Source organism: Streptomyces sp. NPDC031064, from assembly GCF_055570965.1.
In genome coordinates this window covers 17,246-34,548 of the sequence record NZ_JBVIGF010000013.1, presented here as the reverse complement: position 1 = coordinate 34,548, position 17,303 = coordinate 17,246, and the positions used below count along the sequence as shown (strand labels likewise).

At 73.3% G+C, this 17,303-nt stretch carries 6 protein-coding genes; 1 reads left to right on the top strand and 5 read right to left on the bottom strand.

Features of this window, described 5'->3' with window-relative positions:
• Nucleotides 1–131: 131 nt before the first annotated feature.
• From ACZ46W_RS34125 to ACZ46W_RS34105, 5 genes are all read right to left on the bottom strand, one after another.
• Nucleotides 132–2,093: an amino acid adenylation domain-containing protein gene (locus ACZ46W_RS34125; protein WP_468346057.1), complete on the bottom strand. Its 1,962-nt coding sequence runs from the start codon at nucleotides 2,091–2,093 to the stop codon at nucleotides 132–134.
• Nucleotides 2,077–9,186 (bottom strand): SDR family NAD(P)-dependent oxidoreductase, encoded by a 7,110-nt coding sequence (locus ACZ46W_RS34120; RefSeq protein ID WP_468346055.1) that lies wholly within the window; start codon nucleotides 9,184–9,186, stop codon nucleotides 2,077–2,079. Before ACZ46W_RS34120 ends, ACZ46W_RS34125 begins: the two co-directional genes overlap by 17 nt.
• Nucleotides 9,179–11,479, bottom strand: a complete 2,301-nt coding sequence (locus ACZ46W_RS34115; RefSeq protein ID WP_468346053.1) for a beta-ketoacyl synthase N-terminal-like domain-containing protein — start codon at nucleotides 11,477–11,479, stop codon at nucleotides 9,179–9,181. The genes ACZ46W_RS34120 and ACZ46W_RS34115 overlap by 8 nt, the downstream gene beginning before the upstream one ends.
• Nucleotides 11,476–12,546, bottom strand: a complete 1,071-nt coding sequence (locus ACZ46W_RS34110; RefSeq protein WP_468346051.1) for a cytochrome P450 — start codon at nucleotides 12,544–12,546, stop codon at nucleotides 11,476–11,478. The genes ACZ46W_RS34115 and ACZ46W_RS34110 overlap by 4 nt, the downstream gene beginning before the upstream one ends.
• 271 nt (nucleotides 12,547–12,817) lie before the next feature.
• Nucleotides 12,818–14,038, bottom strand: coding sequence for a beta-ketoacyl-[acyl-carrier-protein] synthase family protein (locus tag ACZ46W_RS34105; RefSeq protein WP_468346049.1), 1,221 nt, complete (start codon nucleotides 14,036–14,038; stop codon nucleotides 12,818–12,820).
• 435 nt (nucleotides 14,039–14,473) lie between these two features.
• Here ACZ46W_RS34105 and ACZ46W_RS34100 point away from each other — a divergent pair, with 435 nt between their 5' ends.
• Nucleotides 14,474–17,278, top strand: coding sequence for an AAA family ATPase (locus ACZ46W_RS34100; RefSeq protein ID WP_468346047.1), 2,805 nt, complete (start codon nucleotides 14,474–14,476; stop codon nucleotides 17,276–17,278).
• Nucleotides 17,279–17,303 lie beyond the last annotated feature (25 nt).

The following is a 17,303-nucleotide window of genomic DNA, read 5'->3' as shown; positions in this document are numbered from 1 at the left end:
TTCTCCCCCTCCTCCCCCCCGTCTTCTCTCCCCCCCTTTCGCGGGTGTGTTGTTTGTGTGGAGGTGGCTCGGGTCTTTTTCCCCCTCCCCGCCCCCCCCCCCCCCCCCCCCCCCCCGCTGCGGGGAGAGGGTCAGGCGGGTGTGGCGTCCCTTTCGGCGGGGCCCTTGGGCTCGTGGGTGCCCCGCAGCCACTGGGCCAGGGCGCGGACCGTTGGGCGGGTGAAGAGGGTGGCTACGGGCATGGAGGTTCCGGTTTCGCGGCGGATGGCGGAGACGAGGCGTACCGCGCGCAGGGAGTCGCCGCCAAGCTGGAAGAAGTTGTCGGTCACCGAGAGGTCCGGTACGTCGAAGAAGTCGCTCCAGATGCCGAGGAGCAGTTGCTCCTCGGCGTCCGCCGGGCCTTCGGGGACGGCGGTGTCGGGGTCGTCCGTGGCTGCCTCGTCGGGCAGGGCGGCCAGGGCGGCGCGGTCCACTTTGCCGTTGGGGGTGAGCGGGAAGGTGTCGCGGACCGACACCGCCGAGGGGAGCATGTAGGTGGGCAAGCGCTGCTCCAGGTCACCGCGGAGGGCCGCTCCGGAGCGGGTGGCCCCGGGCTGGAGGAGAACGTGGGCGGTCAGGCGGGTCCGGCCGCGCTCACCGTGGACGGTGGCGACGGCGGCACGGACTCCCGGGCAGCTCAGCAGGGCCGCTTCCACATCGCCGAGTTCGATGCGGTGGCCGCCTATCTTGACCTGGTCGTCGCGGCGTCCGAGGAACTCGATCTCCCCGTTGGGCAGGAGCCGCCCCCAGTCGCCGGTGCGGTAGAGGCGGCCGCCGCCGGCGGGATCGGTGACGAAGCTGCGCCGGGTCCGCTCCTCGTCGCCGAGGTAGCCGCGGGCGACGCCGGCGCCGGCGACGCAGATCTCGCCGGTGACCCAGTACGGGCGCGGGCGCAGCAGCCGGTCGGCGACGAAGACGCGCTGATTGCGCATCGATGTGCCGTAGGGGATGGAGGTGCGGTGGCGGTCCTCGGGGGTGATGCGGTGCCAGATGGACCAGATGGACGCCTCGGTGGCGCCGCCGAGGCTCCACTGGACAGCGTTCGGGAACAACGCCCGCACCTCGTCGGGCAGTGACACCGGGATCCAGTCGCCGCTCATCAGGACGGCGCGCAGCGGCGGCAGGCTCGACGGGGGCCGCGTCTCACCGCTGACATGGGCGCACAGCATGGCCATGAGGGCCGGGACGCTGTTCCATACCGTCACCGCGCTGTCGGTCATCAGGCGCAGCCAGTTGCCCGGTTCCCGCTCGTCGCCCGGAGCGGGGATCACGACGGCGCCGCCGGCCGACAAGGGGCCGAAGATGTCGTACACGGACAGGTCGAAGTGGAGCGCGGACAGCGCCAGCACCCGGTCCTCGGCGGTGAGGGACAGTTCGTCGTTCACGTCGCGGACGGTGTTGACGGCCGGGCCGTGCTCGATCATCACGCCCTTGGGTACGCCGGTGGATCCGGAGGTGTAGATGACGTACGCCAGGTCGTCCGGCGACACCGTGACGTCGGGGCCGTCGGGCAGGTCGCCGGGCACGTCGGACCCTGTCACCGCGGTGACCTCCAAGACCTCGGTGCCCTCGGGCCAGGCCACGGTGGAACGTACACCGGGCTGGGTGAGGACCTGGCCGATCCCCGCCGCGCCGAGCACACCGGCGATCCTCGCGGCCGGCCAGTGCGGGTCGACGGGCACATAGGCGGCACCGGTGCGCAGGACGCCGAGGCAGCCCACGACCTGCTCCCAGCCCTTCTCCATCACCACGGCGACCAGCGACCCGGGGGCCGTTCCCGCGTCGGCGAGCCGGTGCGCCAGCAGGGCCGATTCGGTGGCCAGTTCCCGGTAGGTGAGGGTGCGCCCGGGGGCGACGACCGCGACCGCGTCCGGGGTCTCCAGGGCCCGGGCCACGACGGCGTGGTGCAGGAGCGCGTCCGCCGGGAACGGTACGAGCGGTTCGGCGGCGGCCGGCTCGGGGCTGTCCGGGGTCCCGGCGGCGGTGAGCGCGCCGTGCCCCGCGTACGGAAGGCGAACGGGCTCCGCCCAGGCGGACTTAACGACAGAGTTCACGGATCAGCCCTTCGTACGCGGCGAGCATGCCGTCCACGACGCCCTCGGGGAAGGCCTCCTCGACGACGTCCCAGTTGAGAATCAATGCACCGGCTTCCTCGAACGCCTGGTGGTCCAGGATGACCTGCGGCGTCCGCACCCCGCTCCATACCGGCGTTCCCGAGTCGCCCATCAGGCACAGCGCGCCCACCGGGCCCGCCCCGGGCCCGTCCGCGGAGTGCGCCTGGCCCCCCAGCGTGCTGTTGAAGACGACCGGCATACGGGCCCGTCCCGCCTCGCCGTCCAGCCGGCTCAGGTCGCGCAGGACGTCGAGTCCCGTGTAGGCGGTGTGCTCCATGTCGAGCATGAGCTGCCGCTGCACGGCGGCCGCCGTCTCCCGGAACGGCGCCTCCTGGTCGACCCGTACCTCCAGCAGGTTCGTGGAGGAGAAGTTCCCCACCACGTCGGACATGTCCGTGTCACCAGTCGCGCCCCGGTGCGACACGAGCACGGTGAGCGTGAAGTCCGGCGTCCTCGACCAGGTGGCCAGCACCTGGCAGTAAGCGGCCAGGACGGCACTGGAAGGGGTCACTCCGGCGGAGGCCGCGTTCTTCTTGAAGCGGTCCCAGTCGTCGGACTCGACCCGGATGAAGCGGTTGCCGAAGACGGGCCGGGTGATCTCCCCCAGCTTTACGGCCAGCGGGAGTTCCGGGGCGGGCGGCAACGACGCGGCACGCTCCCGCCAGTAGGTCCGGCTCGGTTCGACGGCGTCCGATGCCTGGTACTCCCGCAACGCCTCCACGTGGTCGCGGAACGAGCCGGTGGGGGCGCGGAGTTCGGCGTCCGGGTCACGATAGAGCCGGGCCCACTCGTTGAACAGCAGGGTGCTGCTCGCCCCGTCCGAGATCAGTACGTCGATGGCGACGTGCAGCCGGGTGACCGTGTCGTCCACGCGCGTGGCCCTGATCAGGAACAGCGGCCAGCGGGTGGTGTCGAAGGTGCGGGACGTCACCTCGTCGTGGATCTGCGCCAGCCGGGCCGCACGCTCGTCGGCGGTCAGCCGCCGGATGTCCTCGACGGGGATGGACCAGCCCGGCACCTCGCCCAGCACCCGCTGGTGACCGGCCGGATCGAACACGGCGCGCAGCATCTCGTGCCGCTCCACCAGGCGCCGGAAGGCCTCCTCCGCCGCCCGGACGTCGAAGCCGGCCAGGTCGACCTCGATGCACAGCACCGTGGGGACGTTGCCCAGCTCGAAGTCGCCGGCCCTGCCCGCCAGGTAGGCCTCCTGGAGCTTCGTCAGCGGAAACGGGGGCGAGTCCGGGCGCGACGGCTTCCCGGCCCGTTCGGGCTCGGCCCCAGCGCCCCGTTCGGGTGCGGCTTCGGTGGCCGGTCGGGGCGCGACGGCCCGTTCGGGTGCGGCTTCGGTGGCCGGTCGGGGCGCCGGGTCCGCTACGGCGTCCGTGGCGGAGGCGGCAGTGGAGTCGGGGGCTGCTGCCGCCCCTTCCGAGACGGGAGCGGAAGGCTGGGGTGTGAAGTGCTCGGCCACGTGCTGGGCCAGCTCCTCGGGGCTCGGGTGGTCGAAGACGGCGGTGGCGCCGAGCCGTACGCCCAGGCCGCGGCCGATCCGGTTGCGCAGCTCCATGGACGTCAGCGAGTCGAAGCCCATCTCGTAGAACGACCGCTGGGCGTCCACGCGGTCGGGCTTGGTGCCGAGCAGGGCGGCGACATGGTCCTTGATGACGCCGAGGAGGGCGGCGATCCGCTGGTCCGCCGACGTGTCGGGGGACTCCAGCAGGGCGCGAACCGCCTCGGCTCCGGAGCCGGCGCCGCGGGAGCCGGCCGCCGGGGCCGTGGCCATGGCCGGGGTCCGATCTGCACCGCCGGCGGCCTGAGCGGAGGCGGGAACGGCGGATGGCGCGGCTGCCGTGGCGGCCGGGGAACGGTGGACCTGGTGGGATGCGGACCGGCTCCGGTTCCGGGCCGTCCCGCCAAGGCGCCGCTGCGTGAGGGCGGACAGCAGGAAGGGTCCGTCGACCGGGCCGGGCGTGCCCTCGTCGGGGAAGGCCAGCCGGGCCCCCACCAGTGCCGCGGTGCCGCTGGTCAGTGCGCTGTCGAAGAGCGCGAGACCGTCCTCGGTGGCGAAGGGGGCGACGCCGTTGCGGCGCAGCCGCAGCAGGTCCCCCTCGTCGAGGTGGCCGGTCATGCCGGTCGCCTCGGCCCACAGCCCCCAGGCGACGGCGTGCACCGGGCGCCCCTCGGCGCGGCGGAGGGCGGCGAACTGGTCGAGGAAGGTGTTGGCTCCCGCGTAGTTGGCCTGGCCCGGCCCGCCGAGGACGCCGTAGAGGGAGGAGAACAGGACGAAGCAGCTCAACCGGTCGTCGCGGGTCGCCGCATCGAGGTGGAGGGCGGAGTCGGCCTTGCTGCGGAGGACGGCATGGAGCTGGTCCGGCGTCATGTTGGCCACGGTGGAGTCGTCGAGCACACCCGCCGCGTGGACGACGCCGGTGACCGGCCCGTTCGCGCGGACCTCGGCGAGGGCTCGCCGTACGTCGTCCGCGTCCGCGACGTCGGCCGCCAGGACGCGTACGGTCGCGCCGAGGCCGGCCATCTCGGCGCGGAACTCGCCGATGCCGGGGGCCCGTTCGCCGCTGCGGCTGATCAGGGCGAGCGAGGTGGTGCCCCACCGGGACACCAGGTGGCGGGCGACGGCGCGGCCGAGGGTGCCGGTGCCTCCGGTGATGACGACGGTGCCGCCGCTCAGGTCGGGCGCACCGAGCGTGGTGTCGCCGGCGGGCGCGGTGTGCGGGGTGAGCTGCGGCACCAGCACACGGTCGGCCCGTACGGCGAGCTGCGGTTCGGTCCGGGCGAGTGCGCGTACGAGCGGCTCGGCCGATTCCAGGGCGTGGTCATCGACGTCGACGATCCGGAACTGGCCTGGGCGCTCGGTCTGCGCGGAGCGCACCATGCCCCAGACCGCGCTGTCGCCCAGGGCGAACGTCTCGTCGCCGGGTACGGCGACCGAGTCGCGCGTCACGAAGGTCAGCACCGCGCGGCCTTCCAGGTCCTCGGCGCGCAGCCAGGTCTGGAGGGTGTCGAGCGTGCGTTGCGCGGAGGCGTGGAGCTGGGCCGCCGGGTCGTTCCCGCCCTCCGGGGAGGGGACGACGACCTGCCAGTCGCCCGGGATACTGGAAACGATCATGATCGCCTCGTCGAGGGTGGCGACCGAGATGCCACCGCGGTTGGCGTCACGGAGCAGGCCCGGCAGCCGGCCCTCTCCCCCGCCGACCACGCACAGGCGCGGCGTGCCGGTATCGGAGGACCCGGCGCCGGCACGGGTCGCCTCTTCCCAGGCGACGGTGTACAGCCCCGCACGGTCCAGGTCCAGGCCCAGGTCCGTCGCGAGGCCCTGGTCCGGGCTCGGATGGGTGGCGCGGGCGAGGTCCAGGTCGCGTACGACCATCCGCTCGACCGCCAGCACGACCGTGCCGTCGTCGGCGGTCAGGGTGAGGGAGATCGCGTCGTCGCCGGCCCGGCGGGCGAACGCCCGGCAGGTCTCCCCCGGCACCGCGGGGCCGAGGCGTACGCCGTGGAAGACGAACGGCACGGCGATCCGGCCCGCGGCGGGCTCGCCCAGCAGCCCGCAGTCGACGGCGGCGTGCAGGGCGGCATCCGTCAGCGCCGGGTGGGCGGCGAAGCCGCTGTGGTTGACGAGCGCGGCGGCGGGCAGGGCCACGGCCGCGTGGACGTCGTCGCCCCGGTGCGCGCCGGAGCGGACGCCCCGGAACGCCTCGCCGTAGCCGTACCCGCGCTCGCGGAGCCGCGCGTACATGGCGTCCATGTCCAGGGTGGCGGCGCCGTGCGGGAGGGCCGGTTCGGCGGCTGCGGGAGCGGGCTGTGGCCCGGGCGCGGCCAGGACGCCGTCGGCGTGGCGCTGCCAGGAGTCGCCGCCTGCCTTGCGGGAGTGCACGGTCACCGCTCTGGCGCCCCGCGCGTCGGCGGGCTCCACGGTCACCTGGACGTCGACGGGTGAGCCGTCCATCGGCAGGATCAGGGGGTCGCTGAGCAGCATCTCGTCGATGCCCTCGCAGCCCAGTTCACGGCCCGCGGTCAGCAGCAGCTCCATGAAGGCGGTGCCGGGCAGGAGGGCCGTGTCCTCCACGCGGTGGTCCATGAGCCAGGGGTGGCTGCGGACCGACAGACGGCCGGTCATCACCACCGTGCCGTCGGGGGTGTCGACGACGGAGGTGAGGAAGGGGTGGGCGCCGTCGCGGACCGTTCCCCTCGCGTGTGGCGCGGCGGGTTCCGCGGTGGCCGGCTCCAAGGCCGGCCGCGCGGCTCGCGCGAAGGCCGGGACGGGCTCGGAGGGCAGCCAGAACCGCTTGCGCTCGAAGGGGTAGGTGGGAAGTTCGGCACGCACGGTGGCCAGGCTCGCGGCCGTGACGGAGTCGGGGGCGGGCAGCAGCCGCTGCCAGTCCACCGGGTGACCTTGCACGTACGCCGTCGCGGCGGACATCAGGAAGCGTTCCCAGGTGCCCTGGTCGCGCTTGAGCGTGCCGCACACCGGCGCACGGCCGGCCGTACCGCCCAGGATGGCCTCCAGGGAGCCGGTCAGCACGGGGTGGGGGCTGATCTCGATGAAGGCGTCGTAGCCGTGCGATGCCATCTCCTCGATGGTCTCGGCGAACCGTACGCGCCCTCGCAGGTTGCGGTACCAGTACGCACCGTCGAGTTCGTCGCCGCGCATGCGGCGGCCCTCCACGGTGGAGAACACGGGGACGGCGGAGGCGCGGGCGGTGATGCCGGCGAGCCCGTCGGTGATGAGGTCTTCGAGCTCCTCCACGACCGGGGAGTGGGAGGCGCACTTGGCCGGGACTCGGCGGGCGTAGACGCCCCGGTCGTCGCACAGGTCCAGGAGCCGCGCCAGGCCCGGCTCGTCGTCACCGGAGAGGATCACGAAGGACGGCCCGTTGGTGGCCGCGATCACCAGATCGGCACCGGCCTCGGCGAGGAGGGCGGCGGTCTCGTCGGCGGAGGCGGCGACGGCCGCCATCCCGCCCCTGCCGTGCCGTTCCAGGACCCGACTGCGGCAGGCGACGACCTCGGCCGCCTGCTCCAGGTCAAGGGCGCCCGCCAGGCAGGCCGCGGCCACCTCGCCCTGCGAGTGACCGACCACGGCCGCGGGTTCGATCCCGGCATGCTGCCACAGGGCCGCGAGGCCGAGCATCACGGAGAAGAGCAGCGGCTGGATGACGTCGGTCCGCTCCGGATCGACGCCGGTGTCCTCGCCGTGGAGCACGGCCATGAGGTCGTAGTCCAGGTGCGGTTCGAAGGCGGCGGCACACTCCTCGACGCGCTGCCGGAAGACGGGCGACTCGACCAGGAGCCGGGCGGCCATGCCGGGCCACTGGGAGCCCTGGCCGGGGAAGACGAAGACGGGCCGGCGGATACGGCGCGCCTCGCCGTGCACGGCAGCCGCAGCGGCCTCCGGGCCCCCGGTGCGTCCGGCGCCCTGGGGGCCGCCGGTGCCGCCGGTGCCGCCGGTGCCGTCGTCGGCGTCGTCGGTGTCCTCCGCGAACTCCCGTAGCGCAGCGGTCAGTTGCGGTCGGCCGGTGCCGAGGAGGACGGCACGGCAGTCGTGGTCCTCGCGTTCGGTGCGCAGCACGTGGGAGAGGGCGGACAGCGAGGCGGTGCCGGTGGCGATCCGGTCGGCCACCGCCCGGGCGTAGGCGCGCAGCGCGGTGGGTGTCTTGGCGGAGAGCTTCAGCAGAGCGGGACGGTCCGCGCCGTCGTCCTCGGGTGCGGTGGCGTCCCGGTCCTCCTCCCAGCTCTCCAGGATGACGTGCGAGTTGGTGCCGCTGACTCCGAAGGAGGACACGGCGCACCGGCGGACCCCGGCGCGCAGCGGCCAGTCGCGGTTGTGCCGCAGCACCTCCACGGTGCCCGACCAGTCGACGTGGGAGTTGAGCGGGCCGTCGACGTGCATGGTGCGGGGCATCTGCCCGGCACGCATGGCGGTGAGGCACTTGATCACGCCGCCGACACCGGCGGCGGCCATGGAGTGACCGATGTTCGACTTGAGCGAACCGAGCCACACCGGCTCGTCACGCCGGCCCTGCCCGTACGTGGCGTGGATGGCGTTGACTTCGATGGGGTCGCCCAGCTTGGTCGCGGTGCCGTGCGCCTCGACGAGCTGGACGTCCCCCGGCCCGAGCCCGGCGTCGGCCAGCGCCTGGTTGATCACCTTCACCTGGGCACGGCCGCTCGGGGCGGTCAGACCGTTGCTGGCGCCGTCCTGGTTCACCGCGGTGCCCCGGATCACCCCGAGGATGGTCCGGCCGAGCCGCTTGGCCTTCGCCAGCGGCTCCAGGACGAGGACGCCCGCGCCTTCGGCCCACACCGTGCCGTTGGCCGCGTCGGAGAACGTACGGCAGCGCGCGTCCGGTGACAGCGCCTGCTTGCGGGCGTAGTCGACGAACATGCCGGGCCCGGCCAGCACGGTGCAGCCGCCCGCGAAGGCGAGGTCGGTCTCCCCGCTGCGCAGCGAGCGTACGGCCGTGTGGATGGCCACGCCGGAGGACGAGCACGCCGTGTCGATGGTGAGCGCGGGGCCTTCCAGGCCCAGCAGATAGGCGATGCGGCCGGAGGCGACGCTGGGCGAGGTGCCGGTGCCCATGAACCCGGCGGTCTCCTCCTGCCACTTCCACAGCGGCATGCCGTACTCGTTGGGCATCAGGCCGACGAAGACGCCGGTGCGGGAGCCCTTGAGGGAGGACGGCACGATGCCCGCGCGTTCGATGGCCTCCCAGGTGACCTGGAGCAGGGTGCGCTGCTGCGGGTCCATGGCCTTGGCCTCGGCGGGGCGGATGCCGAAGAACGCGGCGTCGAAGGTGTCCGCGTCGTGCAGGAAGCCGCCCTGTCGGACGTAGGCGGGGTCGTACAGGTCCTCGGTGTGCCAGTCGCGGTTGGCGGGGAAGTCGCCCACGGCGTCGTGGCCGTCCCGGACGAGCTCCCAGAGGGCTTCGGGGCTGGTGACCCCGCCGGGATAGCGGCAGGCCATCCCGATCACGGCGATGGCGTCGCGTGTCGCGTCGTACTCGGCCATCTCAGCCATGCTCGGACTCCATCTCTTTGTCGACGCGTTGCGCCAGTTCACTCAGGGTGGGGTGGTCGAAGAGGACCGTTTCGGACAGGTCCAAGGCCGTCGCGTCGACGATGCGGTCGAGGAACTCGATGAGCGACATCGAGTCGATGCCCTGGTCCGTGAAGGACAGGTCCGGGTCGAGCCGGGGAACCGATCCGCCGAGCACGACGGCGAGTTCGCGCTCCAGTACGGAGCGCACGAGCCACTCACGGTCGGCGCCGGGCGCGGTCCGCAGCCACGTCGCGCGGAACGCGACCGCCGGGGTCGCTTCGGCCTCCGTCTCGGGTTCGGTTTCAGCCTCTGTCTCGGGATTGGGTTCGGCCTCTGTCTCGGGTTTTGGCTTGGGTGTGGGATTGGCTTCGGCCTCGGCCGCAGGCGCGGGTGCGGCCGCCGGTGCGGGTGCGGGTGCGGCTTCGACCTTGGTCGCCGGTGCGGCCTGGGCGGCCCCACCGGGGAGGGGAAACGTTTCTCTACTGAAGCGGTAGGTCGGCAGGCCGAGCGCCCTGCGCGGCCCGTCACCCACCAGGGCCCGGACCGAGGCGCTGTCGCCGCCGTGGACGTAGGCGCTCGCGGCCTCCACACACCGCACGCCGTCGCCTCCGGCCACGGTGAGCCAGTCGGCGGGGACGGCGAAGCCATGGCCCGCGGCCACCTTCGCCAGCCCCTCGCGGAAGTGCGCCCACCCGGACCCCACGACCGCAGCGCGGTGCTCCCAGTGGGTACGGCGGACCAACGCGCCTGCCACGGCGCCGACCGGTGGCCGGCCGGCCGGGAACGGGTGGTCCAGCAACGCCGCCGCCAGCTCCCGGACGGCCTGGGGGGTGCGCCCGGACAGGCACCAGACGGTGGGCACGGTGGGCTCCTCCTCCGCGCCGTCCAGCCGCTCGCGCGCGGCCGCCGGCGCGGGGCCCAGGATCACGTGGACGTTGGTGCCGCCCATGCCGAACGAGCTGACGCCGACGGCCTCGCCGTCCCCGAACGGCCGGTCCTCCAGCCTCGTGACGACCTCGATGTTGAGGTCGCGGAACGCGATGGCCGGGTTGCCCGCGCTGTGGTGCAGGGTCGGCGGCAGTTGCCCGTACCGCAGCATCAGGCACGCCTTGAGGAATCCGGCCATGCCGGCAGCGGATTCCAGGTGCCCGATGTTCGTCTTCACCGAGCCCACGCGTACGGGGCTGCCCTGTGGCCGGCCCCGGCCGACGGCGGCACCGACGGCGCGCGCCTCGACGGGGTCACCCACGGGGGTGCCGGTGCCGTGGAGTTCGACGTACACGATGTCGTCCGGGCTCACTCCGGCGGCGGCGCGGGCGGCGGTCATCGCCTCGTACTGGGCATCGGCCGAGGGAACCGTGAGCCCGCCACGTCCACCGTCATTGCTGGTGGCGCCGACGAGGACCACGCACTGGACGGGATCACCGTCGCGCAGCGCGGCGTCGAGCGGCTTGAGTACGACACAGCCGCCGCCCTCGCCCCGTACGTAACCGTCGGCGCGGGCGTCGAAGGTGCGGCAGTGACCGTCCCGGGAGAGACCGCCCCACAGGTCGATCTGGTCGGTGACGCGCTGGAGGAGATTGAGGTGGACCCCGGCCACAACGGCCGCCTCGCACTCACCGGTCCGCAGCGCGGTCAGCGCGCGGTGCACGGCGGCCAGCGACGAGGACTGCCCGGTGTCGACGACCTCGCTGGGGCCACGGAACCCGAAGTGGTGGGAGACCCGGTTGGCGAGCATGCAGCGGCTGCTGCCGGTGTGGCCGAACCGGTCCAGGGCGGCGGAGTTGAGGTACGTGAGGCGGAAGTCGTCGGCGGAGGCGCCCACGAAGACTCCCCAGCGGCTGCCGTGCACCTCCGCCGCCGGCATGGCGGCGTCTTCCAGTGCCTCCCACGCGAGTTCGAGCAGGAGGCGCTGCTGTGGGTCCATGGAGCGGGCCTCGCGTGGCGAGATCCCGAAGAAGCCCGCGTCGAAGCCCTCGACGTCGTCGACGAAGCCGCCACGACGGGCGGCCGGCACCGCCGAGCCCGCTGCTGCGGCGGCATTCCCCCGGGCAGCCGTGGCGGCGGCGCTGTTCGCCGGTGTGCCCGCCTCGGCGGCCCCGTGGGGACGGTCGGTCCACCGGTGCGGTGGTACGGCTCCGACGCTGTCCACGCCGCCGACCAGATTCAGCCAGAAGCGGGCCGGGTCCCCGGCGCCCGGGAGGCGGCAGGACATGCCGATGACGGCGATGGGCGCCGGACGGTCACCGACCGGGTGCGGTACGGAGGTCACGCCGCCTCCCTCCCCGGTACCGGGCCGGGCCCGACCCGCAGGTTCCGCAGGCCCCGGAAGGTGGGGCTGGCCTTCCACTCGTGGGCGGCGGCGGGCTGGGACACCCGCAGCCCGGGACAGCGTTCGATGAGCGTCTCGAAGGCGACGATGACCTCGAGACGCGCCAGGTGCTTGCCGATGCAGTTGTGGATACCGCCGCCGAAGGCGAGGTGCTCCCGGCGGGGCGCGCCGATGTCGAAGCGCTCCGGGTCGTCGAACCGGCCATCGTCGCGGTTCGCCGCCGCGAAGGCGAGGAAGACGATGGCGCCCTCCGGGATGGTCACCCCGTTCAGCCGTACCTCCTCCGTGACGTAGCGGTAGAGGGACAGGTTGAAGGGCGACTGGTGGCGCAGCATCTCCTCGACCGCGCCCGGCACCAGCGCGGGGTCGGCCCACAGCCGGTCGCGCTGCCCGGGGTGGGCGTCGAGCGTCAGGAAGCCGGTGGTGATGAGGTTCGCCGTGGTCTCGTAACCGGCCGCGAGCAGCGCGTACGCCTGCGCGACGGCCTCGGGCTCGTCGAGGGACGTGGCGAGCTGGCTGAGAACGTCCTCTTGGGGAGCCTCTCTTCTGGCCCGGATCAGTCCCCGCAGGTACTCGGTCATCCGGCCGGCGTCCCGCCGCAGCGCCTCGGGCGTGGCGTCGCCGGTGATGGTCTGGACCCAGCCGTGGAAGGTGCCCCGGTCCTCGTCGGGCACGCCGAGAGTGCGGCAGATCACCGATATGGAGAAGGGGAAGGCAAAATCCTGGACAAGATCGAAGCTGTCGGATCCGGCCACGGCGTCCAGCGTTTCGTGCGCGCAACGGCGGATGTCATCCCTCCGCGCGGCGACGGACCGGGCGGTGAAGGTCGCGTTGAGGGGCTTGCGCAGCCGGGTGTGTTTCGGCGGATCGTTGTTCGCCATGTTGTCGTAGAGCAGGGACGAACGAGCCCCGCCACCCGCTTCCTCGGCACCGTCGGAACTGCCGGAACCGTCGGAACCGTCGGAACCGTCGGAACCGTCGGCAGAATGCGCCGCGAAAAGCGGCATGGCCCGGTCGATACTCTTGCGGAATCGCGGGTCCTGGAGAACGAATTCGATGTCCTCGTACGAGGTGACCAGCCAGGCTTTCAGGCCGGGCGGTAGGTAAGCCATTCCCGTCGTCAGAACGATTTCCCGCGGTTTGCTCCCATCACGTCTGACGGTTCGGTACACCTGATGGGGCTCGGCGTAGAATTCCTGGTCAAGTGCTATCGGACACCCATCGGGTGCGTCTGTCGGACACCCATCGGGTGCGTCACGGCCTGCCATTTCACTCTCTCTAGGGTCGTCCGAGAACCAGCGACACGTTGTGCCCGCCGAAGCCGAAGGAATTGGCGAGCGCGGCGTCCCAGGTACCGGTGCGGGCCCGGCCCGCGGCGACGTCGAGCGGCACGTCGGGGTCGAGTTCGTCCAGATTGCGGGTGGGCGGGACGGTGCCGTCGCGCAGCGCGAGCATGGCGGCCACGGCGCCGAGGGCCCCGGAGGCGCCCAGCAGGTGACCCGTCATGGACTTCGTCGCCGTCACCACCGGGTGCGTGCCGACGGCTTCGGCGACGGCCTGGGCCTCCGCCACGTCACCCTGGGGGGTGGACGTCGCATGCGCGTGGACGTGGCCGATGTCGGCGGCGGCGACCCCGGCGTCCCGGAGGGACATCCGCATCGCCCGGACCTGGCCGGCCACGTCCGAGGCGGTGATGTGGGAGGCGCTGGAGGTGACGCCCGCACCGAGCAGGACACCGTGCGGCTTGGCCACGCCACGGGCGCGGGCGTGGTCGGCACGCTCCAGGACGACGACGGTCGCCCCCTCGCCCAGGACGAAGCCGTCGCGGCCGACGTCGAACGGGCGGCACGCGCGCTCGGGTTCGTCGTTGCGCTTGGACAGCGCCGTCATCTGCGCGAACGCCGTCAGCGGCAGGGCGTGGACGCTGGCCTCGACACCGCCCGCGACGACGACGTCCGCCCGGCCGGCCCGGATGAGGTCCAGGCCGAGCGCGAGGGCCTCGGCGCCGGACGCGCAGGCGCTCACCGGTGCGTGGGCGCCGGCGAGCGCGCCGAGCTCCATGCTGACCCACGCGGCCGGGCCGTTGGCCATCAGCATGGGAACGGTGTGCGGCGACACCCGGCGCGGTCCCGAGGTCTCCAGCACCTGGTTCTGGCCGAGCAGGGAGGTGACGCCCCCGATGCCGGTGCCCAGGACGACGGCGAGGCGTTCCCCGTCGACCTCAGGGCTCCCCGCGTCCGCCCACGCCTCCCGCGCGGTCACCAGCGCCATCTGCTCGGACCGGTCCAGGCGGCGCGCCTCGGTGCGCTTCATCGCGTCGGCCGGATTCACGGGGAGCTGAGCGGCGAGGCGTACTGGCAGCGGCTCGGCCCATGATTCCTTCAGCGCCTGAATTCCGTTGTCCCCGGACCGCATCGCCGCCCATGTGGTGACCATGTCGGCACCGATGGGAGTCATGGCCCCGAGACCGGTTGCCCATACGTCGATCGCTTTCTCCATGGCCCAGGACGCTAGCCACCCGGCAAGCCCATTGGCAAGTTTCCAATTCCCTTGTCATCAGCGTGAACAGGGGGTGTCCCCACCCCCTGTTCACCACCCCTATTCACCACCCCTGATCAATACTGTCGGCCCCGCTAGGGGGGTGCTGAAAAGGCGGTAAGGGGGTGGGAAACCCCGGCGCGCAATACCCCGCTTCCATACGCCCGATTCCATGCGACCGACTCCCTTCCCACACGGGTGCGGGAGGAGCCTTTCGGGCGGGTGCGGTATCCCCGTGGGACCGGCCGCCGGCCGCGCCTGGGGACGGCCCGCCCGGCCGTCCGGCGTGCCGCCGCTCCCGGGCACGTGCTCTCTTGGAGCACCCCTCGCCCGTGTTTTGATCTACCTGGTCGCGCTGCGCGGCACGGAGCGTCGGCGGTCTGTAAGGAGGCATCGGTGGAGTTGGTGGACGGATCCAAGGGGCGGCACGTCCTGGAGGAACTGTTCGCACAGGCGCGGAGCGGCACGGGGAGAGCGGCCCTGGTGGTCGGCACCCCCGGAATGGGCAAGACCACACTGATCCACCATGTTCGCCACCATGCCCGCGCCTTGGGGGCCGTCGTCCTTTCCGCCGTCGCCTCCCGGGCGGAACGCTCCCTCCCCATGGGCGTGATCGACCAGCTCACCGTGGCCGCCGGCGGGCTGCCGGACACCGGCGGCACGGGCGGCCGCCCCAGCGCCCCGCACACCGACGCCGAGATGGGCGCACACGCCGAGATGGGCGGACACGCCGAGCCGGGCGCACACGCCGAGATGGGCGGACACGTCGAGATGGGCGGACACGTCGAGCCGGGCAGGCACGTCGAGACGGGCGGACGCGTCGAGCCGGGCAGGCACGTCGAGAGGGGAGGACACGCCGAGCCGGGAGGACACAGCGAGCCGGGCGGACACCACCAGGCGGCCGGTCACAGCCAGGCGCCGGCCGGCCACCGCTTCCAGGCCCTCGTCCAGCGTCTCGCCGAGCACCAGCCGCTCGTCGTCACCGTGGACGACGTCCAGGAGATCGACGCCCCTTCGCTGGAGGCCCTGCTGTATCTGGTGCGCAGGGTGGCGTCGACGCCGGTGCTCGTCGTGCTCGCCGAGCGCTCCCCCGCGCCCCACGCGGCCTCCGCGCTCACCGCCGAGTTCGTCCGCACCCCGCACTGCGAACTGCTCCACCTGGCGGGGCTCTCCCCCGCCGGGGCCGTCTGCGAACTGGCCGTCCGCCTCGGCGAGGAGGCCGCACGTGCCGCCGCGCCCCGCTGGTTGCACGCCTCGGGTGGCAGTCCGTTGCTGCTCCGGGCGCTGCTCCAGGACCGGGACGCCGCGGCGGCGGCGCCGGACGGTCCGGCCGACGGGGACGACGCGGCCCCTGAGCCGCGGCCGGAAGGGGCAGTTGCCCCGGTGGCGGGTGACGCGTGGGAGCTGGCCGTCAGGTACTTGCTCGGCCAGCTCGACGACGACACGCTGCGCACCGCCCGCGGCCTGGCCGTCCTGGGCGACACGGCGCCACCCGGAGACCTGGAGCGGCTGCTCGGCCTGCCCGTGGGAGCGGCCACGCGGTCCCTGGCCACGCTCGACGCGCTGGGCCTGACCGCGAACGGCCGTTACCGCCTGGACCGGACGCGCACCACCACCCTCGCGGACATGGCGCCGGAGGAGCGTGCCGTACTCCACCACCGTGCCGCGCGGTTCCTGTACGAGGACGGGGACACGTCCGGCGAGGTGGCCCGGCACCTCGTGGCGGGGGGCCCGCTCTCCGAGAGCTGGGCCTTGTCCGTGCTGCGGGACAGTGCCGCGCAGGCGCTGCGGGACAACGCCCCCGACTGGGCGATCACCTGCCTGCGGGTGGCCAAGGACGCCTGCCCGGACCCGGAGTCGGCGGCGAACGTGCGCTCCGAACTCGCCCAGGCGGAGTGGGAGGTCGACCCCGGCTCCGTACGCCGGCATCTGGAGGCGCTGCTGGACGCCCACCGCGGCGGACGGCTGGACCGGCGGCAGAGCATCCGCCTGATCGGGTACCTGCTGTGGCACGGCAGACCGGCGGAGGCCGACGCGCTGTTCGCCGCCCTCGACGGGGCCGAGGAGGAGCTGCCCGAGGAGGCCCTGGCGCGGCTGGAGACCATGCGGGTCTGGTTCGCGCACGCGTATCCCGCCCTGGGCGCCCGGTACCGGCACAGCGCCGCCCTGGAGGAGATGGCACTGGGCCGCAGCGTCGGAGCGGTGGACCCACAGGCCGACGGTGCGCTGGTGCTGTACACGCTGATGGCCGAGGGGCCCACCGGCCGGGTGCTCCAGACCGCGGAACGGCTGCTCCAAGGCGTGCTGCTGCACGATCCGCCGGTCGCCCCGGCGATCGCGGCACTGGCGACGTTCATGCACGCGGCGCGGTTGGACCGCGCAGCGGAGTGGTGCGACCAGCTCGTACGGAGTGCCGAGCGGCGCGCGCCCACGGTGCGGGCCTTCCTCGCGGCGGCCAGCGCGGCCGTGGAGAGCCGGCTGGGCAACGCCGACGTCGCCAGGCGGCGGGCGGACGAGGCGCTGACCCTGCTGCCGCCGGCCTCCTGGGGCATCGCCATCGGGGTGCCCCTGGCGGCCAAGGTGTTGGCGTGCACGGCGCAAGGCGACAACGAGGCAGCCGCCGAGTGCTTCCGTATGCCCGTGCCGGAGGCGATGTTCCAGACGCTGCCGGGACTCCACTACCTCCAGGCGCGCGGCCGCCATCACCTGTCGGTACGCCGCTACCACGCCGCCCTGGGCGACTTCCACGCCTGCCGTGACCTGATGGCGGCGTGGCGGCTGGACGTGTCGACGGCCCTGTCGTGGCGGGCGTACGCGGCCGAGGCGCTGATCGCCCTGGACAGTCCGGCGCAGGCCCGGGAACTGCTCGCCGAGGAGCTGACGCGGCAGAGCACGGCCAACCGGTGGATGCGTGAGGAGTCGCTGCGCGTTCTCGAACAGCTCGGCGCCGACGCCTCTTCCGACCGCCCGCACCCGGGCCGGCGGTCCGGCCCCAGGGCCGGCGAGGAACTCAGCAAGGCCGAGGGGCGGGTCGCCGTCCTGGCCTCGCAGGGCTACACCAACCGGGAGATAGCCGAGAAGCTCTTCGTCACCGCCAGCACGGTCGAGCAACATCTCACCCGTGCCTACCAGAAGTTGGGGGTACGCGGCCGCGCCGGGCTGCCCGCGGCACTGGCGGGCCGGACTCCGTCGGGCACTTGACCGCGCGGAGGAGCCGACGGCATCG

What these genes read in the sequence shown, in the direction of transcription:
- ACZ46W_RS34105 (WP_468346049.1), bottom strand. Translation starts at nt 14,038, where the DNA reads ATGGAGAAAGCGATCGACGTATGGGCAACCGGTCTCGGGGCCATGACT.
- ACZ46W_RS34120 (WP_468346055.1), bottom strand. Translation starts at nt 9,186, where the DNA reads ATGGCTGAGATGGCCGAGTACGACGCGACACGCGACGCCATCGCCGTG.
- ACZ46W_RS34110 (WP_468346051.1), bottom strand. Translation starts at nt 12,546, where the DNA reads ATGCCGCTTTTCGCGGCGCATTCTGCCGACGGTTCCGACGGTTCCGAC.